18 protein-coding genes are annotated in these 18005 nt (G+C 69.2%); 12 read left to right on the forward strand and 6 right to left on the reverse strand.

Going from position 1 to position 18005, the window contains the following annotated elements; all coding sequences use genetic code 11:
- Positions 1 to 3: 3 nt before the first annotated feature.
- The 5 genes from OOT46_RS23345 (at position 4) to OOT46_RS23365 (ending at position 5566) form a co-directional block, all read left to right on the forward strand.
- Positions 4 to 402: a DUF4150 domain-containing protein gene (locus OOT46_RS23345; RefSeq protein WP_265406028.1), complete on the forward strand. Its 399-nt coding sequence runs from the start codon at positions 4 to 6 to the stop codon at positions 400 to 402.
- A 196-nt stretch (positions 403 to 598) separates the two neighbouring features.
- The gene (gene tagH, locus OOT46_RS23350; protein WP_265406029.1) at positions 599 to 2488 is read left to right on the forward strand and encodes a type VI secretion system-associated FHA domain protein TagH; all 1890 of its coding nucleotides are present in this window, start codon (positions 599 to 601) and stop codon (positions 2486 to 2488) included.
- An 8-nt stretch (positions 2489 to 2496) separates the two neighbouring features.
- Positions 2497 to 3318, forward strand: coding sequence for a PP2C family protein-serine/threonine phosphatase (locus OOT46_RS23355; protein ID WP_265406030.1), 822 nt, complete (start codon positions 2497 to 2499; stop codon positions 3316 to 3318).
- 69 nt (positions 3319 to 3387) lie between these two features.
- Positions 3388 to 4308, forward strand: a complete 921-nt coding sequence (locus OOT46_RS23360) for an OmpA family protein (protein WP_265406031.1) — start codon at positions 3388 to 3390, stop codon at positions 4306 to 4308.
- A gap of 7 nt (positions 4309 to 4315) precedes the next feature.
- The gene (locus tag OOT46_RS23365; protein ID WP_265406032.1) at positions 4316 to 5566 is read left to right on the forward strand and encodes a murein transglycosylase A; all 1251 of its coding nucleotides are present in this window, start codon (positions 4316 to 4318) and stop codon (positions 5564 to 5566) included.
- A 27-nt stretch (positions 5567 to 5593) separates the two neighbouring features.
- Here OOT46_RS23365 and OOT46_RS23370 read toward each other — a convergent pair whose 3' ends face one another.
- The 3 genes from OOT46_RS23370 to OOT46_RS23380 all read right to left on the reverse strand — a co-directional run bounded on the left by OOT46_RS23370 (position 5594) and on the right by OOT46_RS23380 (position 9903).
- The gene (locus OOT46_RS23370; protein ID WP_265406033.1) at positions 5594 to 7876 is read right to left on the reverse strand and encodes an ATP-binding protein; all 2283 of its coding nucleotides are present in this window, start codon (positions 7874 to 7876) and stop codon (positions 5594 to 5596) included.
- A 127-nt stretch (positions 7877 to 8003) separates the two neighbouring features.
- On the reverse strand, positions 8004 to 8768 hold the full coding sequence (locus OOT46_RS23375; protein ID WP_265406034.1) for a LuxR C-terminal-related transcriptional regulator: 765 nt from the start codon (positions 8766 to 8768) through the stop codon (positions 8004 to 8006).
- Between the two features lie 157 nt (positions 8769 to 8925).
- Positions 8926 to 9903 (reverse strand): NADPH:quinone oxidoreductase family protein, encoded by a 978-nt coding sequence (locus OOT46_RS23380; protein WP_265406035.1) that lies wholly within the window; start codon positions 9901 to 9903, stop codon positions 8926 to 8928.
- 88 nt (positions 9904 to 9991) lie between these two features.
- Between OOT46_RS23380 and surE the strand changes: the two genes are divergently transcribed.
- The 6 genes from surE (at position 9992) to rlmD (ending at position 15755) form a co-directional block, all read left to right on the forward strand.
- A complete protein-coding gene (gene surE, locus OOT46_RS23385; RefSeq protein ID WP_265406036.1) occupies positions 9992 to 10750 on the forward strand; it encodes a 5'/3'-nucleotidase SurE in 759 nt (252 codons plus the stop codon).
- Positions 10747 to 11571: a protein-L-isoaspartate(D-aspartate) O-methyltransferase gene (locus OOT46_RS23390; protein ID WP_265406037.1), complete on the forward strand. Its 825-nt coding sequence runs from the start codon at positions 10747 to 10749 to the stop codon at positions 11569 to 11571. Before surE ends, OOT46_RS23390 begins: the two co-directional genes overlap by 4 nt.
- A gap of 18 nt (positions 11572 to 11589) precedes the next feature.
- Positions 11590 to 12480 carry a peptidoglycan DD-metalloendopeptidase family protein gene (locus OOT46_RS23395; protein WP_265406038.1) on the forward strand — a complete coding sequence of 297 codons (891 nt, stop codon included), beginning with the start codon at positions 11590 to 11592 and terminating at the stop codon, positions 12478 to 12480.
- 28 nt (positions 12481 to 12508) lie between these two features.
- The gene (rpoS, locus tag OOT46_RS23400) at positions 12509 to 13522 is read left to right on the forward strand and encodes an RNA polymerase sigma factor RpoS (protein ID WP_265406039.1); all 1014 of its coding nucleotides are present in this window, start codon (positions 12509 to 12511) and stop codon (positions 13520 to 13522) included.
- Between the two features lie 78 nt (positions 13523 to 13600).
- On the forward strand, positions 13601 to 14392 hold the full coding sequence (locus OOT46_RS23405) for a 3'-5' exonuclease (RefSeq protein ID WP_265406040.1): 792 nt from the start codon (positions 13601 to 13603) through the stop codon (positions 14390 to 14392).
- 7 nt (positions 14393 to 14399) lie between these two features.
- A complete protein-coding gene (rlmD, locus tag OOT46_RS23410; RefSeq protein WP_265406041.1) occupies positions 14400 to 15755 on the forward strand; it encodes a 23S rRNA (uracil(1939)-C(5))-methyltransferase RlmD in 1356 nt (451 codons plus the stop codon).
- 76 nt (positions 15756 to 15831) lie between these two features.
- On the opposite strand, the gene OOT46_RS23415 is transcribed toward rlmD, so the two are convergent.
- Positions 15832 to 16524, reverse strand: coding sequence for a Bax inhibitor-1/YccA family protein (locus OOT46_RS23415; RefSeq protein ID WP_265406042.1), 693 nt, complete (start codon positions 16522 to 16524; stop codon positions 15832 to 15834).
- Between the two features lie 176 nt (positions 16525 to 16700).
- Between OOT46_RS23415 and OOT46_RS23420 the strand changes: the two genes are divergently transcribed.
- On the forward strand, positions 16701 to 17111 hold the full coding sequence (locus OOT46_RS23420; protein ID WP_265406043.1) for a GlcG/HbpS family heme-binding protein: 411 nt from the start codon (positions 16701 to 16703) through the stop codon (positions 17109 to 17111).
- Between the two features lie 125 nt (positions 17112 to 17236).
- Here OOT46_RS23420 and hemP read toward each other — a convergent pair whose 3' ends face one another.
- Entirely contained in the window at positions 17237 to 17455 is a 219-nt protein-coding gene (gene hemP / locus OOT46_RS23425) for a hemin uptake protein HemP (protein ID WP_416136247.1), read from the reverse strand.
- A gap of 115 nt (positions 17456 to 17570) precedes the next feature.
- Positions 17571 to 17786: a (2Fe-2S)-binding protein gene (locus tag OOT46_RS30805; protein ID WP_322114285.1), complete on the reverse strand. Its 216-nt coding sequence runs from the start codon at positions 17784 to 17786 to the stop codon at positions 17571 to 17573.
- Between the last annotated feature and the right edge of the window lie 219 nt (positions 17787 to 18005).

The following is an 18005-nucleotide window of genomic DNA, read 5'->3' on the forward strand; positions in this document are numbered from 1 at the left end:
GCCATGTTCGCGAACAACCAGATGGGCGGCGTCGACTTTGCATTTCCCGACGTCTGCCTGACACCGACCCCGGCGCCGGTGCCGGTGCCGATTCCCTATCCGAACCTGGCCGCGGGGCCGATGGGGGTGCCAGCGGCCTACCACGTGCTGCTCGGCATGGCGCCGGCCCACAACCTCGGCACCGTGGTGCCGCTGACCAACGGCGACAACGCCGGCGTCGCGATGGGCGTGGCCTCGGGCATGGTGATGGGGCCGTCGCGCCACCTGACCGGGGCCTTCACGGTGCTGGTCGGCGGCATGCCGGCCACCCGGCTCACCAGCATGTCGCTGCAGAACAGCACCAACGCGCCCGGCATGCGCATTGCACCCAGTCAGGTGAAGGTGCTGTTGCTGGCGCCTTGAAAAACGAAGTGTCGCCGCAGCGCGGTGTCCGGGCGTGTCCTGCGTCTCACCTCAAACTAGGGGGGTCGCCTTGCGCCTGCCGAGGGGCTTGGATAGCCTCGGCTAGGACCCCGGACGGTGGCGCATACGACGCACGTCGACGCCGGGCGAGCGCCCCGCGACCCGAGCGCGGACTCCCGAACCCAGAAGTTACAAGATGCTCCAGATCCGAGTCGTGAGTGTGGCCGGCCAGAGACCGGCTTCCGCGATGGCGGCCCAGTTCGGGCCCACCGGCGGAACCATAGGCCGCAACGAAGGCAATACCCTGGTGCTGCCCGACGAGGCCAAGACCATTTCGCGGCAGCAGGCGCTGGTCCAGATGCAGGGCGGCCAGTACGTGCTGATCGACAAGGGCGCCAACCCGACCCTGCGCAACCGCGTGCCGGTGGGCGCGGGCCAGGCGGTGCCGCTGAGCGGCGGCGACGAGCTGCGCATCGGGCCCTATGTGCTGATGGTCGAGGCGCCGGCCTCGCGGCCTTTTGACGCGAACAGCACCCAGGTCAAGGATCCCGGCGCAACAGCGTCGGCGCCGATGCAGGGTCACGGTGGCGGGGTGCCCGCCACCGGCTTCGATCCCTTCGCGCTACCGCCCTCCGCGCCTGTGCCGGCGGCAGGGCGTGTCGGCGCTCCCGCCCCGGCGCCGGGTGATCCCTTCGCCGACCTGTTCGGCTCGCCGGGCGCGCCGGTCTCGCCCCAGGCGCCTTCGGCGCCGCGCCTGCCCGCGGGCCCGATCACCGGCCTGGGCGCTCCGGCTGCCGCTCCGGGCGGTATCCCGGACGACTTCGACCCTTTCGCGAGCCTGCCGAAGCCGATGACGGCTCCCGGCACGGGCGGGTTCAACCCGCTCAGCTCAGGCAGCCGCCGCGTGCCGGCGCCCATCCCCTTCGACGCGCGCGCGGGGCATGAGGACCTGCTCGGCCCGGCGGTCGAGAAATCGGCTTCGATCGATGAATTGTTCGGCCTGGGCAATGCGCCGGCCAACCCGCTCGACGTGCTGGGCGCGCCGGCCGGCGTGAACCCGTCCTCGCAGCCCGTCGACGACCCGCTGGCGCTGTTCGGCGGTGCCCCGGCCGGCGGCGGCGCCGGTCCGGCCCAGGCCGACCAGACGCCAGCCGTGCATTCGGCCTTCGCCTTGCCGCAGGTGTCACCCCCGGCGCACTCCGGCCCGACCCCGATGCCGCCGCTGCCGCCGGCCGGTGGTGCGCATGGCAGGCCCGTCACGGCCAAGGCCATCGACGACCTGCTGGCCTCCGTCGGCCCGCTCGATCCCAAGGGCGCCACCGGCCAGTTCCGGGTGGCCCAGCCGACCCAGTCCGCGCCGCTGCCGACCCCGGCGGCAGCGCCCGTGCCGGCGCCTGTGCCCGGCGCGGCGCCGGCGGCAGGGCCGGTCTCCGGTGCTGCTGCGCCGGGCACCCCCGCCGCGTCGGCCAGCCAGGTCTCGGTCGACACGCTGATGGCGGCCTTCTGCGAAGGACTCGGCAGCCCGCTCAACCTGCCTGACGGCGTGACCGAGGAGTTCATGTACCGCATGGGCGGCCTGGTGCGCGAGGCGGTGCAGGGTACGGTGGACCTGCTCAGCGCCCGCGCGGTCACCAAGCGCGAGGTCAAGGCCAGCGCGACCATGATCATGGAGCGCAACAACAACCCGCTGAAGTTCTCGCCCGACGCCAAGACGGCGATGCTCTACCTGGTGTCGGGCCGGCTCAATCCGGCCTTCATGCCCCCCATCACCGCGATGCGCGACGCCTACTACGACCTGCGTTCGCACCAGTTCGGTTTCATGGCCGGTACCAAGGCGGCGCTCGAAGGTGTGCTGGAGCGCTTCGAGCCGCAGCGCCTGGAAGGGCGGCTGAGCACGCGTGGATTGGTCGAGTCCATCATTCCGGCCGCCCGCAAGGCCCGGTTGTGGGACCTCTTCACCGAGCTGTACAAGGAAATCGCGCAAGAAGCCGAAGACGACTTCCACGCGCTGTTCGGCCAGGCCTTCCTGAAGGCCTACGAGGAGCACGTCGAGGCCCTGAAACGCGACATGCCGCCGCAAGAGTGAGAGCCGCCATGCTGGAGCTGCACGCCCATCTTCTGCACAACCAGGGCGGACGTTCCTATCAAGAGGATGCCTACGGTCTGCGCGTCTCCGAGGACATCGCCTGCGTCGTCGTGGCCGACGGCGCCGGAGGTCACGGGGGCGGCGACCTGGCGTCCAAGCTGGTGGTGCGCGCCATCCTCGAGCAGCACTCGCTGCGGCCGCGCTGCTCGATGGAGGCAGCCAACGCGCTGATCCAGCACGCGCAGCAGGTCGTGCTGGCCGGGCAGAGCAAGTTCGCACAGTACCCGGACATGCGCTCGACCGTCATCCTGGCGCTGGTGGACCTGCTGAGTGGGCGCGCGGTCTTCGGCAATGTCGGCGACTCGCGCGCCTACTGGTTCCGCGGCGCCGAACTGCAGCTGCAGACGCGCGACCACAGCCTGGTGCAGCAGATGGTGGATGCCGGCATGATCGCCGCCTGCGACGTGCGCCAGCGCAAGGAGCGCAGCGTGCTGACCAGCTCGCTGGGCAGCGCTGGCGGCGTCGAGCCCTATGTCTACGAGCTGCCCGGCGCGGGACGCGAGGGCGATCTGCTGCTGTTGTGCACCGACGGGGTCTGGGAGTACGTGCTGGAGCAGGACATGCAGGAGCTGCTGCGCCAGGGCGGTGACGCCGAGCAGTTGCTCGCCAGCCTGGAACGCTGGGTCGACCAGCGTGCGCCCGAGAACCGCGACAACTTCACCGCCTTGCTGGCCGTCTTCAGCGGCGGCCCCGAGCCCGAGCCCGAAGAGATCGACCCGGAAACCACCGTGATCGGCCGGATCGGGTCCTATGGCAGCGATGCGGCCTGAGCGCGCCGGTCCTCGTGGCCCGGCCGGCAGTGCACGCAGAGCGCCAGAGATACATTCAGGAGAGAACCCATGAGCCCGTTGTCTTCCCGTGCTTCCGCGCGCCTCGCGCTCGCCCTGGCCGTGGCCGCCCTGGTGGGCGCCTGCGGCGATCGTCCGGCCGACGCGCCGGCCCAGCAGGTCGACAGCAGCGCTCCCGCCCCCGGAGGCACCGCGGTGCTGTTCGAGGCCAACCAGACGGTGGCCGTTACGGGGCCGGAATTTGTCGCCTGGCGCGACCGCATGCTGGCCGAGGGCGGCAGCACCAAAATCCTGCAGGTGACTGGGCGGGCCCACACCAACGAGCAGGGTCCCGCCGGCGAGGACCTGGGCCGGGCACGCGCCGAGGCGGCGAGCATCCTCTTCATGGAGGCCCTGCCGCCGGAGCGCATCGTGCTGAAGTCGCAGCCGGCGACGGGTGATGCCCCCAGCGGACGTTTCGAGGCGGTGAGCTTCGAGTGGGTCGATGCGCCCTCGACGGTGGTGGCGGCGGCCGGTGCAGCCTCGGGAGACGCGGCAACACCGGCCGCGGGCGGGCAGGGTGCGGCCGCTTCGGCGCCCGCACCCGCGCCTGCGCCTGCCCCGTCTCCCGCGGCTTCCGCCTCCGTGCCAGTGGCCGGCGAGCCGGTGCGCTCGCTGGTGCTGTACTTCGGCACCGGGAGCGCCACGCCCCGGCTCGGCGCCGCCGAACGCCAGCAGCTGAAGGCGCTGGTCGGTACAGCGGCCGGTGCCGGCATCACGGTGCTCGGTCACGCTGACAAGCAGGGCCAGGGTCAACGCAACCAGGCGCTCAGCGAGGCGCGCGCCCAGGCGGTGCGACAGCTGCTGGTGCGCCAAGGTGCCTCGGCCGCTTCGATCCAGGCCAGCGGACAGGGTGATGCCAGCCCGGCGGACAGCAACGACAGCGCAGAAGGCAGGGCCCGCAACCGGCGCGTCGAGATCCGGGTGCAGTGAGGGGCCGATGATGTCGAGATCCTTTGCGGCCGAGCCGGGCCGCCGGGCTGCGCTGCGTGCGGGCGCCGTCCGGGCCGGCGTTGCGGCCCTCGTCTCCGTGCTGTCGACCGGCTGCGCCACGCAGCCGGGCCAGCCGGCGGCACCGGCACCCACTCCGGCCGTCGGTCCTGCCGCAGCCGCGCCCGCTCCGGCCGCGGCGGCGCCCGTCGCCCGGCCCATCGAGACCGAGGCCGGCCGGCTCGTGCCGGTCGCCTGGAGCGAGCTGCCCGATGTCGAGGTCGACCCGCTCGACGATGTGCACAAGAGCTTCCGCCTCAGCTGCCCCTACCTGAACCGCACACCGCAATGGCGCAGCGTCTGCGCCGAGGTGGGGCGGCTGCAGCCGGGTGACGCGGTCGGTCTGCGCAAGCTGCTGCAGGGCTTGCAGCCCTACCGGCTGGAGTCCAAGCAGGGGGAGACCAGCGGCCCGGTCACCGGCTACTACGAACCGGTGCTGCGCGGCTCGCGGACGGCGCGCAACCCGTATTTCTTCCCGCTGTATTCGCGCCCGGTCGATCTGGTGCCGCTGGATGCCAAGGCGGGCAAGGGCGTCACGCGCGGGCGGCGGCAGGGCAGCCAGGTGCTGCCTTACTGGTCCCGGGCGCAAATGGCGGCGCCGGAGGGGCAGCGCTCGATGAGCGGGCGCGAGATCGTCTGGGTCGACGACCCGATGGACGTGATCCTGATCGAAGTGCAGGGCTCGGGCCGCGTCGCGCTGCCCGACGGCAGTGCAATCCGGCTCTCCTATGCTGACCACAACGGCCACCCCTACCGGCCGCTGAGCAATTGGTTCAAGGAGACCGGCGAGCTGGCCTCGCCCGGCATGCTGCAGATCCGGCAGTGGGCACGCCGCAACCCTGCAGCCCGGGTGCAGGAGATGCTGCACAGCAACCCGCAGGTGGTGTTTTTCCGTTGGGAAAGCGTGGCTGACGTGACGGTCGGCCCGCGCGGCGCCGCTGGCGCGCCGCTGGTGCCGATGCGCTCCGTGGCGGTGGACCCCAAGGCGGTGCCGCTGGGGACGCCGATGTACATCGAGTTCCCCTCGCCGCTGTCGCCCAGCGTGATGAACCGGCGTGTGGTGTTCGGCCACGACACCGGCGGCGCCATCAAGGGGCCGGTGCGGGCCGACTTCTTCTGGGGTTTCGGTGCGCATGCCGGCGAGGTGGCGGCCAAGACGCGGCAGAACGGGCGGCTCTGGGTGTTCCTGCCCAAGCCCTGAGTCGGGTGCGGCCGGTGCGGCCGCCTTTCAGTCGGTCGGCCGGAAGCGCGCGATGATGACGCGGCACTCGATGCCCTGCGGCACCACCTCGCGCCACTCGACCTCGCCGCCCAGCTGCTTGATGCGCTTGCGGATGCCGCCCAGCCCCAGCCCGTGCGACCAGGCCGCCGGATTGCGGCCGATGCCGTTGTCTCGCACCATCAGCTCGAAGCGGTCCCCCTGCAAGGTCATCGCGATGTCGACACGGGTCGCGCGGGCATGCGCCAGGGCGTTGTTGGCGAGCTCGCGCAGCACCCGCGTGAGGGCCGACCACTGCACCACGCCGAGCGGCACGTTGCGGTCGAAGCCGACGTTCCAGGTGAGCTCGCACTCGGCCGCCTGCAGGCGGTGAACCAGGTCGGTCTTCCATTCCGCCGCGGCGTCGGAGATGTGGTGGTTCTGGGCCGCCAGGCCGCGCGTCAGGGTCTTGAGATCCTGCAAGGTGTGGCGGATGTAGTCCTCCATCTCCGGCGTCTGGGCCTGGTACATCAGGGTCAGCAGGCGCGCGCCGATATCGTCGTGCAGATCCTGAGCCAGCCGGGTGCGCTCCTCGCTGCGGCCCTGCTCGACGGCCTTGTCGAAGGCCACCGCGCGGCGCAGCTGCTCGAAAATGCGGTCGGTGAGGCGGGCGTCGTCGGCGGTGAAGACCTTGCGGCCGCGGTGGGCGAAGCGGATCACGATGGAGCCCATGGTGGGTGCGTTCGGCTGCGGGTTGACCATGTTGGGCACCGGCACCACCAGGGTCGAGCCGTCGGCCAGCACGCGCGAGCCGGCGGTGAGCTTGTCGACCACCAGGATCTCCAGCGGCTCGAACAGCTCGCGCAGCAGCCGTGTCAACAGCGCCGAGGTGCGGTCGGGTCGCACCTCGACCTCGCGCGCGATCTTGTAGAGCTGCTCGAACATGCGTTCGGTCGTCACCACGCTGCTGCCCATCAGCCGGTCCAGCAGCCACTGTCGCGCGCCGACGTACAGGCCCAGCGAGACGAACAGCGCCAGCGTCACCGAGGTCACCTGGCCGAGCGAGAAGGCGGCGACGAACAGCAGGTCCAGCGAGGTCGCCACCGTCGTGATGGCGGCCAGCAAGGAGAACTCGCGCATCACCTGCTGCGACTTCGACAGGAAGGGGATCAGCAGCAGCAGCGAGGCGAAAAACACGTACCAGATCATCGAGCCGATGATCGAGATGCTCTGCTGGATGCCCGGCTGGCCGTCGGCTATCGCGACTGCCAGGCTCAGCAGCACCCAGGTGCCCAGCGCGATGAAGCCGAAGCGCCGCAGCACCAGCGCGAAGGGATTGGGCTCGACCCTGTGCGACCAGGTCAGCAGCAGCATCGCGCAGCTGCTCAACGCGGCGCAGGCCATCTGGCACCACCACCACTTGCCCGGCAGCCAGTCCAGCCAGGACAACACGATCAGCGCCGCCACGCAGCTCCAGGCCGCCGTGAGCCACCAGCGTGCGTGGGGCATGTGGCGAGGATAGACGGCGGTCGCATGCACGGTCGCGCCGGCGGTGAAGATGTCGAGCGCCAGGCGGACATACAGGTCCCAGTCGGCGAGGCCGCGCGGCCAGGCGAGGTCCAGCGTCGATTCGATCGCGATGAACACCAGGTTGAGCGCCTGGCACAAGGCCATCACCGCGTAGACGCCGTTGCGCTGCCCGGGCTGGGCCAGCAGCACCGCCATGGCGACGCCGTAGAGCACCAGCGCGAGCGCGCACAGCAGCCAGAACAGCAGACCCAGTCCCATCATGCCGCGCGCTTGCGGCTGCAGCTCCAGCAGGGTGCGGTCGGAAAAGTGCAACTGCACCGTGTCGCCTTGCAGCACCCGGCCGAGCTGCTCCTGGGTGGCGAGGTAGCGTGCCGCTTCGGCATCCGAGATCAGCCAGCGCGCCGAGCGCTGCAAGGCCGTCGCGTCGACGTTCACTGGACGGCCGTCGGGGCCGGACAGCGCCACCAGCGTCTTGCCCTGGGCCGCCTTCAGGGCCGGGTCGCTCGCGAGGTTCAGCTCCACCTGGCCATTGCCGGTGGCACGCCACGCGGCGCCGAGCTGGGGTTGGCCGGCCAGCCACCAGGCCAGGCAGAAGACGCCGAGGCAGCCCAGCAGCGCCGTGGCGACCAACACCCGCAGGCGCCAGCCCAGCCAGTGCGACGCGGGCGACTGACGCCCCAGGCTGCGGTCGTAGGCGTTCCATTGGCCCGTGCTCAGCAAGGCCTCCGAGCCCGGCAGCGTAGGCGGAGTCGGGTCTTGGGGTGGGTGGGGGGCGGTGGTCATGGAAGCAGGGCGTGCCGGGGCGAACTGGGGCGAGCGTACGATAGGCAAGCCGCCTGCCTGCGTCAGTCCCTAGATCGTGGGACCGATCCCGCGTGGCACGGCAGCCGCAGCCGCCGCATCGCCGGGCTCAGACCAGGCCCTGTTTGCTGGCCAGCACGGCCGCCTCGGCACGGCTGGACACGTTGAGCTTCTTGTAGATCGACTTGATGTGGTCGTTGACCGTGAACCACTTGATGCCCATCAGGCTCGCGATCTCCTTGATCGTGAAGCCCTTGCTCAGGTAGGTCAGCACCTCGTTTTCGCGCGGCGTGAGGCGCTCGTAGTCGAGCTTGTCGGCCGGATCCATCGGGATCGGCGGATGTGCCGGCTGCCGCACCGGCGCGGGCTGCGGCTCCGGCGTGCTGAAGCCCGAGTCACCGTAGCGCGAGGCGCCGAACTCGCCGCCGTGCCGGAAGTGCGTCAGCAGGCGCCGCGCGATCGCCGGTGACAGCGGCGGCTGGCCGCGTACGATCTTCTGCAGTTCCTCGACCAGCACCTCGAAGCGGTCTTCCTTGAGCAGGTAGCCGTCGGCCCCGCACTGCAGCGCCGGGAAGAGGTGCTCGTCGTCGGAGTAGAGGGTCGTGATGACCTTGGTGGCGGGATACTGCGTCAGCTGGGCCAGCAACTCGAGGCCGTTGCCGTCGGGCAACTCCAGGTCGAGCAGCATCAGCTTGAAGGGATCGGGCCCGGGCACCAGCGCCTGGCCGGCTTGCAGTCCGATCTGGCGGCGCGCGGACTCCAGGTCGCCGGCTTCGGTGATCGCGATGGCGTCACTGAAGCTGTCCCGTACCACGCGGCACAGGAACGCCCGGGCAACCGGGTTGTCTTCGACGATCAGGACCTTGACTGTCATTTGTATGCGCCTTCCTCCAACAGGCGCAATGGTAGCGCAGCCATTTGCCCACCCGGCGGCAATGTCACTTCATCACGGGACAGTTCTGGCCCTTCGAACCGGTGCCGGCCGGCGTCCGGCCGCCCTGGACCCCGGGCGGCCGCCGGGCCGGCGGCTTTCAAGCGTTGGTCAGGACCAGCTTGCCGCGCACCTGGCGGGCGGCCATCAGATCGAAGGCTTCCTTGAGCTGCCCCATGGACAGCTGGTGCTCGATGACCGGCTTGATCTTGCCTTGCGCATACCAGGCGGCCAGCTGGCCGAGCGCGGCGGCGTTGTTCTTCGGCTCGCGCTTGGCGAACTCGCCCCAGAACACGCCGACGATGGACGCGCCCTTGAGCAGCGTGAGGTTCAGCGGCAGCGACGGGATGCTGCCCTGGGCGAAGCCGATGACGAGATAGCGGCCGCGCCAGGCGATGGAGCGGAACACCGGCTCGGCCAGGTCGCCGCCGACCGGGTCGTAAACCACATCCGGGCCCTTGCCGCTGGTGAGGGCCTTGATGGCCTCGCGCAGGTTCTGGCTGGTGTAGTTGATGGTCGCGTCGGCGCCCAGCTCGCGGCACAGCGCGCATTTCTCGTCGCTGGAGGCGGCGGCGATGACCTTGGCGCCGACCGCCTTGGCGATCTGGATCGCCGCGGTGCCGACGCCGCCGGCAGCGCCCAGCACCAGCACGGTCTCGCCCGGCTGCAGCGCGGCCCGGTCGACCAGCGCGTGGTAGGTGGTGCCGTAGGTGCAGAGGAAGGCGGCGGCATCGGGGAAGGGGAAACCCTTGGGCAGCGGCATCACGAGCGCGGCCGGCACGATCGCATGCGTGCCGAAACCGCCTACGCCGGCGAAGGCGGCGATCGGGTCGCCCGGCTTCAGATGGCTCACACCTTCGCCGACCGCCTCGACCACACCCGAGAACTCGGCGCCGGGAACGAAGGGCAGGGCCGGCTTCATCTGGTACTTGTTCTGCACGATGAGCAGGTCGGGGAAGTTCAGGCCGGCCGCCTTGACGGCCACCAGCACCTCGCCGGCCTGGGGCGCCGGGGTCGGCACTTCCTTCCAGGTCAGCGCCTCCGGGCCCACGGGGTTGTCGCAAATCCAAGCATGCATCGTCCAGTCTCCTCGAAGAGTTGACGAATGATAAGGAGCGTGCCTAACGGCCTGAGTCACGGAGGTGACGACTCAATACAATCGCGCCATGCGCATCCTAGTAGCGAATGACGACGGTTATCTGGCCCCCGGCCTGCAGGCCCTGGTCGAGGCCTGCCAAGGGCTGGGCGACATCGAAGTGGTGGCGCCCGAGCAGAACGCCAGCGGTACCTCCAACTCGCTGACCCTGCATCGGCCGCTGTCGGTGTTCGAGGCCGCCAACGGTTTCCGATTCATCAACGGCACCCCGTCGGACTGCGTGCACGTCGCGCTCACCGGGCTGCTGGAGCAGCGGCCGGACCTCGTGGTCTCGGGCATCAACAACGGCGCCAACATGGGCGAAGACACGCTCTACTCCGGCACCGTGGCGGCCGCGATGGAGGGTTTTCTGTTCGGCGTGCCGGCGATCGCCTTCTCGCTGGTCGACAAGGGCTGGGCCCACCTCGATGCCGCTGCCAGGGTGGCGCGCGACGTGATCCGCCGCGTGGTCGCGCAGCCGCCGTCGCCGGGCGCCTACCTGCTCAACGTCAACATCCCCAACCGGCCCTACGAGGCGCTGCAGGGGCTGGCCCTGACGCGGCTCGGCCGCCGCCATGCCAGCGAGGGTGTGATCCGTCAGCTCAACCCGCGCGGCGAGCCGATCTACTGGATCGGCCCGGCCGGCGGCGCGCGCGAGGCCGGCGAGGGCAGCGACTTCCACGCCGTGGCCGAGGGCCGGGTGTCGGTCACGCCGCTGCAGATCGACCTGACCGACCATGAGCGGCTGCCGCTGTGGCGCGACTGGTTCGCCGGCCAGGGCGCTGCATGAACGACACCACCAAGCCGCGCGCCCCGCGCGCCTTTCCGCTCAGCCTGGAGCGCCTCGGGCCGGTCGGCAAGCCGGCCGCCGCGCCGGCGCCTCCCGGGGCCACGGTGTTGAGGCCGCAGCGCCCGCTGCACCAGGCGGTGCAGGACCGCGCCCGCGCTGCGGCGCCCGCGGGCCTCGGCCTGGACTCGGAACCGGTGCGCCAGCGCATGGTGCAGAAGCTGAGGGCCGCCGGCGTGCGCGACGAGCAGGTGCTGGCGGCGATGGCGCGCGTGCCGCGCCACCTGTTCGTCGACACCGCGCTCGCGACGCAGGCTTACGAGGACACCAGCCTGCCGATCGGGCTGCAGCAGACCATCTCCAAGCCCTCGGTGGTGGCTCGCATGTTGGAGCTGTTGCGCGGTGGCCGCGGCGAGCAGCCGCTGCCGCGCATCCTCGAGATCGGTACCGGCTGCGGCTACCAGGCGGCGGTGCTGGCGCTGCTGGGCCGACAGGTGATCTCGGTCGAGCGGCTCAAGCCGCTGCACGAGAAGGCGCGCGGGCTGCTGCGCTCGATGCGGGTGGACAACCTGCGACTCGTCTACGGCGACGGCATGCTGGGGCATGGCCCCAACGCGCCCTACGACGGCATCGTCAGCGCCGCGGGCGGTGACGCCATCCCGCAGGCCTGGCTGGACCAGCTCGCCGTCGGCGGCCGGCTGGTGGCGCCGGTGGTGCGCGGCAGCGGTCAGGTCATCGTCCTGGTCGAGCGCAGCGAATCCGGCTTTGTTCGCTCCGAGCACGAAGCCGTTCACTTTGTCCCTTTAAAATCGGGCACGACCTGAGCTCCCACGGGTCCCCTGATGGTGTCCACTTCTGGAGATTTGATGAGTTTCAAGACAGGCGTTTGCATCGCAGTCGCCTTGCTACTGACGGCTTGCGCGTCGCCCCGGCATCGCGCCCCCGTCGAAGAGCGCGGCAGCTCCGGGCGTGTGTCGTCGAGCCAGCCCGCCGATCCCGCCAAACCTCTTCCTCCCGGAGCGGAGAATGCCGGCAAACCCGGCTTCTACACGGTCAAGCCCGGCGACACGCTGATCCGCGTGGGCCTGGAGTCGGGTCAGAACTGGCGCGATGTCATGCGCTGGAACAACATCGACAACCCCAACATCCTTGAAGTGGGCCAGGTGCTCAGGGTGGTGCCGCCTGGTGCCGATCCCACCGGCACCGCAACCAAGCCCATCACCGCTGCGCGTGTCGAGCCTCGCCCGCTCGATGCCAAGCCCGGCACCACCCCCGAAACAGGGGTGCCGCCGGTGGTGGTCGCGGCCTCCGCGCCGGTGGCTCCGCCGCCCCCGCCGCCCCCGCCGGTAGCACGTGAAGGCGACGACAACGTCAACTGGATGTGGCCGGCGACCGGTGCCGTGGTGGCCGGCTTCGACGAAGCGCGCAACAAGGGCTTGGGCATCACCGGCAAGCCCGGCGATCCGGTTTTCGCGGCGGCCGACGGCCGCGTTGTATATGCAGGCTCCGGTCTGCGTGGATATGGCAACCTGGTGATTGTCAAGCACAACAACAGTTACCTTACCGCCTACGCGCACAATCAGACGCTCCTGGTCAAGGAGGATCAAACTGTGCGCCGCGGTCAGAAGATCGCCGAGATGGGCTCCACGGATTCGGATCGAGTGAAGCTCCACTTCGAGATACGCAAGCAGGGCAAGCCGGTCGATCCGGCGAAGTTCCTACCACCGCGCTGAGCGCAATCGTTCCTCGGAGCAGCTGACCATGATGAACAGGAAGCACGTCGAACTCAACGGTCGCGAGCTTCCTGAGGCGGCGCTGGAGCCCTACCTGGAGTCTGACCAGGCGGTGCCGGCCGAGCCCCTGCCCGAGGTCGCCGAGCCGGTCGTCAACGGTGCCGCCAAGACCGAGTTCTCCGCCGGCGAACCCGACATCGGCAACACCCTGCAGACCTATCTGCGCGAAATCCGGCGCACTCCGCTGCTGACGCCCGAAGAGGAATACGCCACCGCCACCCGTGCCCGCAGCGGCGACTTCGGTGCCCGGCAGTCCATGATCGAGCACAACCTGCGGCTGGTGGTCAGCATCGCGAAAAACTACCTCGGCCGCGGCCTCCCGCTGACCGATCTGATCGAGGAAGGCAACCTGGGCCTGATGCACGCGATCGGCAAGTTCGAGCCCGAGCGCGGCTTCCGCTTCTCGACCTACGCCTCCTGGTGGATCCGCCAGAGCATCGAGCGGGCCATCATGCACCAGGCCCGTCTGGTGCGTTTGCCGGTGCACGTGGTGCGCGAGCTCAACCAGGTGCTCAAGGCGCGCCGCCAACTCGAGGCCGAGCTCTCGCGCCGCCCCGACGGCGACAAGCCGGTGCGGGTGGAGGACGTCGCGGCGATGCTGGGCCGTCCAGTGCAGGACGTGGCCGAGCTGCTGAAGTTCGCCGAGACGCCGACCTCGCTGGACGCGCCGCTGGAGCGCGACAACAGCGAGTCGATGATCGACATGGTGGCCGACGAGCAGGCCACCGACCCGATGGGCACGACGCTCTCGCACGAGGTCGAGCACCTGCTCAAGACCTGGCTGGGCGATCTCAGCGAACGCGAGCGGGAAGTGCTGGCGGGCCGCTACGGCCTGCACGACCGGGAGCCCGAGACGCTGGAGGTGCTGGCCGAGCGGCTGGGCCTGACGCGCGAGCGCATTCGGCAGATCCAGCAGGAAGCCCTGCTCAAGCTCAAGCGCCGCATGATCCGTAACGGGGTGGACCGCGACTCGATCTTCTGAGGGCGGCGCCGGCTCACCCCGGCCATCCCGCCTGCGGCTTCCTCGCCTTCTTTTTTGCCCTGACTGCCAAGAGGTGCCATGACCTGGCCGGTACTCGTCTTCGACATCGAATCCATTCCCGACATCGCGGGCCTGCGGGCCCTGCGCGGCGCACAGCCCGAACTCGGCGATGACGAGTTTTACGCTCAGGTACTGTCCGAACGGGCAGCCAACGGGCAGGGCGACTTCTTGCCGCACTATCTGCAGCGCGTGCTCGTGATCAGCTGCGTGTTTCGCAACGCCGAGGGCTTGCGCATCCATTCCTTCGTGGACCGCGAACCGGACGGCGTGAGCCAGGAAGGCAAGATCATCCAGACCTTCTTCAACACGATAGAAAAGCACATGCCCCAGCTGGTGAGCTGGAACGGCGGCGGCTTCGACCTGCCGGTGCTGCACTACCGCGGCCTGCGCCACGGCGTGACGGCCAGCAAATACTGGGACCTGGGCGAGGACGATCGCGAGTTCAAGTGGAACAACTACATCTCGCGCTACCACATGCGCCACCTGGACCTGATGGACCTGCTGGCGATGTACCAGCCGCGCGCCAACGCGCCGCTGGACGCGATGGCCAAGCTGTGCGGCTTCCCCGGCAAGCTCGGCATGGACGGCTCAGCCGTCTTCCCGGCCTACAAGGCCGGGCAGCTGGAGGACATCCGCCGCTACTGCGAGACGGACGTGATGAACACCTATCTGCTCTACTGCCGCTTCCAGCAGATGCGCGGCGGGCTCACGGAGGCCGAATACGAGCGTGAAATCGAGCACGTCCGGGCCTGCCTGGGTGAGCTCGACGAAGCCCACTGGCAGGAGTACCTGCAAGCCTGGAGCCGATAATCGGGGCATGACACAAGTGAATGAATGGCTCCGGATCGAGTCCCTCGATCTGGAGGCGCAAGGCGTGGCCCACAACGCCGAGGGCAAGGTGGTGTTTGTCGAGGGGGCGCTGCCTGGCGAAGAGGTGCAGGTCAACACCGGGCGCCGCAAGAACAACTGGGAGCAGGCCACGGTGCGTGCCCTGCGGCGCGAGAGCTCGCAGCGCGTGACGCCGCGCTGCCAGCACTTCGGCACCTGCGGTGGCTGCAAGATGCAGCACGTCCATGTCGGCGCGCAGCTCGCGGTGAAGCAGCGTGTGCTGGAGGACAACCTCTGGCACCTCGGCAAGGTCAAGGCCGACACGATGTTCCGACCCATCGAAGGGCCGACCTGGGGCTACCGTTACCGGGCTCGCCTGTCGGTGCGCTACGTGCAGAAGAAGGGCGGGGTGCTGGTGGGCTTCCACGAGCGCAAGTCCAGCTACGTGGCCGACATGACACGCTGCGAGGTCCTGCCGCCCCACCTGAGCGCAATGCTGGTGCCGTTGCGGGAGCTGATCGCCTCGATGGACGCCCGCGAACGGCTGCCGCAGATCGAGGTCGCGGTCGGCGACCGCGACGGCGAGCTGATCACGGCCCTGGTGCTGCGCCACCTGGAACCTCTCGGCACGGCCGACTTGGGGCGCCTGCGCGCCTTCGCCGCGCAGCACGGCGTGCAATGGTGGCTGCAGCCGAAGGGCCCGGACAGCGTGCACCTGCTCGACGAGGGCGGGGTGCAGCTGGCCTACACGCTGCCCGAGTTCGGCATCACCATGCCCTTCAAGCCGACCGATTTCACGCAGGTCAACCACCACATCAACCGGGTGCTGGTGAACCGCGCCTTGCGCTTGCTCGATGCGCAAGCCGGCGAACGCGTGATCGACTGGTTCTGCGGGCTGGGCAACTTCACGTTGCCGATCGCCCGCACAGCGCGAGAGGTGTTGGGTGTGGAGGGCAGCGAGTCGCTGGTGCAGCGCTCGCGCGAGAACGCCCGCTACAACGGGCTGGAACACAAGACCGCCTTCGAGGCGCGCAATCTCTTCGAGATCGCGCCGGCAGAGCTCGCAAACTACGGCCCGGCCGACAAGTGGCTGGTGGATCCGCCGCGCGAGGGGGCGTTCGCCCTGGTCAAGGCGCTCGCCGAGCTGTACCAGCAGCCCGAGCTGGTGCCCGGCTACAGTGCCCCTCGGCGTATCGTGTACGTCTCGTGCAACCCGGCCACGCTGGCGCGCGACGCCGGCCTGCTGGTGCATCAGGCCGGCTACCGGGCGGCCGGCGCGGGCTCGGTCAACATGTTCCCTCACACGGCGCACGTCGAGAGCATCGCCGTGTTCGAGAAGGATTGAGCCGGCGTCTGGCGGCCAAAAAGCAAACGGGGCCACAAGGCCCCGTTGTTCTGTCCAGGGGCGCGGGCCCCGAGGCTCAGTCGCGTTCGCCGCCGAACAGGCCGAGCAGGCTCAGCAGCGACTGGAACACGTTGTAGAGGTCCAGGTAGATCGCCAGCGTGGCAGTGATGTAGTTGCTTTCGCCGCCGTCGACCACCCGCTTGATGTCGTAGAGCATGAAGGCCGAGAAGATCACCACCGCCAGGGCCGAGATCGTTGCGGCCAGCGCCGTCATCTGCAGGAAGATGTTGGCCACGCCGGCGACGATCAACATCACCGCGCCGACCATCAGCCACTTGCCCATGCCAGTCAAGTCACGCTTCACCGTGGTGGCCAGCGTCGCCATGCCGAAAAACACCACCGCGGTGCCGCCGAAGGCCATCATGATCAGCTGGGCGCCGTTGGAGAAGTTGCCGAGCACCGCGCCGATCAGGCGCGAGAGCATCAGGCCCATGAAAAAGGTGAAGCCGAGCAGCAGGACCACACCCACCGGCGAGTTCTTGAACTTCTCGATGGCGAAGAAGAAGCCGAAGGCGACCCCCATGAAGACCAGGAAGCCGATGAAGGGTTTGCCGGCGAACAAGCTGAAGCCGCCCTGCACACCGATCCAGGCGCCCAGCACGGTGGGCACCATCGACAGGGCCAACAGCCAATAGGTGTTGCGCAGCACCCGGTTGCGCTGTTCGACCAGGACGCCGGCGCCGGAATATGCGCGCAGACTTTCGTTCATCGCTTTCTCCTCGTACACGAATGGCCGGACTCGGCCTCCCGCGGCCATTCTAGTGTCCCCGTTGCCGAGGCCGTCAAGGCCGCTCCCGCAGATGTGGCAGTCCGATTGCTGGCACCATGTCGGCCCTGCGTGGCGGTACCTTGCCGCGCACCGAGCGAGACAGGAAAGGTTCGATCATGAAAACCAAGCTGCAACTGACCGCCTCCGACGTCGACAAAATCGCCCGCGCTGCCCGTGCCGAGGCCGAGGCGAACCGCTGGGCGGTGTCCATTGCAATCGTCGATGACGGCGGCCACCTGCTGTGGTTCCAGCGCCTCGACGGCGCTGCGCCGAGTTCGTCGTACATTGCGCCCGCCAAGGCACGCACCGCGGCGCTGGGCCGGCGTGAAAGCAAGGTGTACGAGGACCTCGTGAACCAGGGCCGCATGTCTTTCCTGAGCGCTCCGACGCTGGAAGGCCTGCTGGAGGGCGGGGTGCCGGTGCTGGTGGAGGGTGAGTGCGTGGGGGCGGTCGGCGTCAGCGGCGTGAAGTCCGCCGAGGACACCCAAATCGCCAAGGCCGGCATCGCCGCGTTGCTGGCGGAGTGAGCACCGAGTGAAAGCGTGAGAAAAAGATGCGTGGCTGGCGCCGAACTGAGGCACGTGGCTGCGCATTAATACGACCTTGGGGAGGTTCCTGACAGAGCCTCCGCCGCGGTCGCCCCACGATGAAACTATTTGGTGAGGATCAGCTTGCCGAGCTTGGTCGCACGCAGCTGATACAACGATCCGTTGTGTTCGATCTGAACCGACTTGCCGCCCCGCAGCAGGCTGCTGCTGGACACGGGAGGCGTGACTGCCACCGAGGGCAGGGGGGGGACGGGGGCCGCGGCCAGTGACGCCGCCATTGCGGCCTGCGGCTCGGCGCGGCCCAGGGCAGGAGAGGTTTTCATCAGGCAGTGCTTTCCTTGAGGGGCTGTCGCTCAGGGGATGGTGATGCTGCTCAGGGGCGGGTGACGACCCACCATGCACCCAGCAGGACGACCGCCAGGCTCAACAGCGAGACCATCACGCCATCGCCAGTTCGGGCTCTGCGCACACGCCGCGCGGGGCGACGGCACGGCGGCGGGCAGACTCCAGGGTCTGCTGCGCGCACTCGGCGCATCGGCCGCAGCACGTCGCCACGCCGAGCTCCATCTGCAATTCGTCGAACGAGCCGCAGCCCGAGCGGGCCAGCCGTTCAATATCGCGGTCAGAGACCTTGCGGCATACGCAGACGATCATTCGCATGTCCTTCGCTTCAAACTGGTGACCAGTATAAATACGAATGATTCGCAATTCAACGCCGTGCTGAGAGCAGGGGCATGACGGCGAACGGAAGGACAGGCCGGCATGGCGGCTGGCGGGGAGGGCAGACGTCCCCAACCGGGATTTTTTCACGCGGCATCCCACCTTTGGGGGAGGCTTGCGCACAGCGGCTGCAACGCATACTGATTCTGAAGG

The organism is Aquabacterium sp. A7-Y, from assembly GCF_026153205.1.
In the GTDB taxonomy this organism is placed as follows: Bacteria; Pseudomonadota; Gammaproteobacteria; order Burkholderiales; family Burkholderiaceae_C; genus Caldimonas.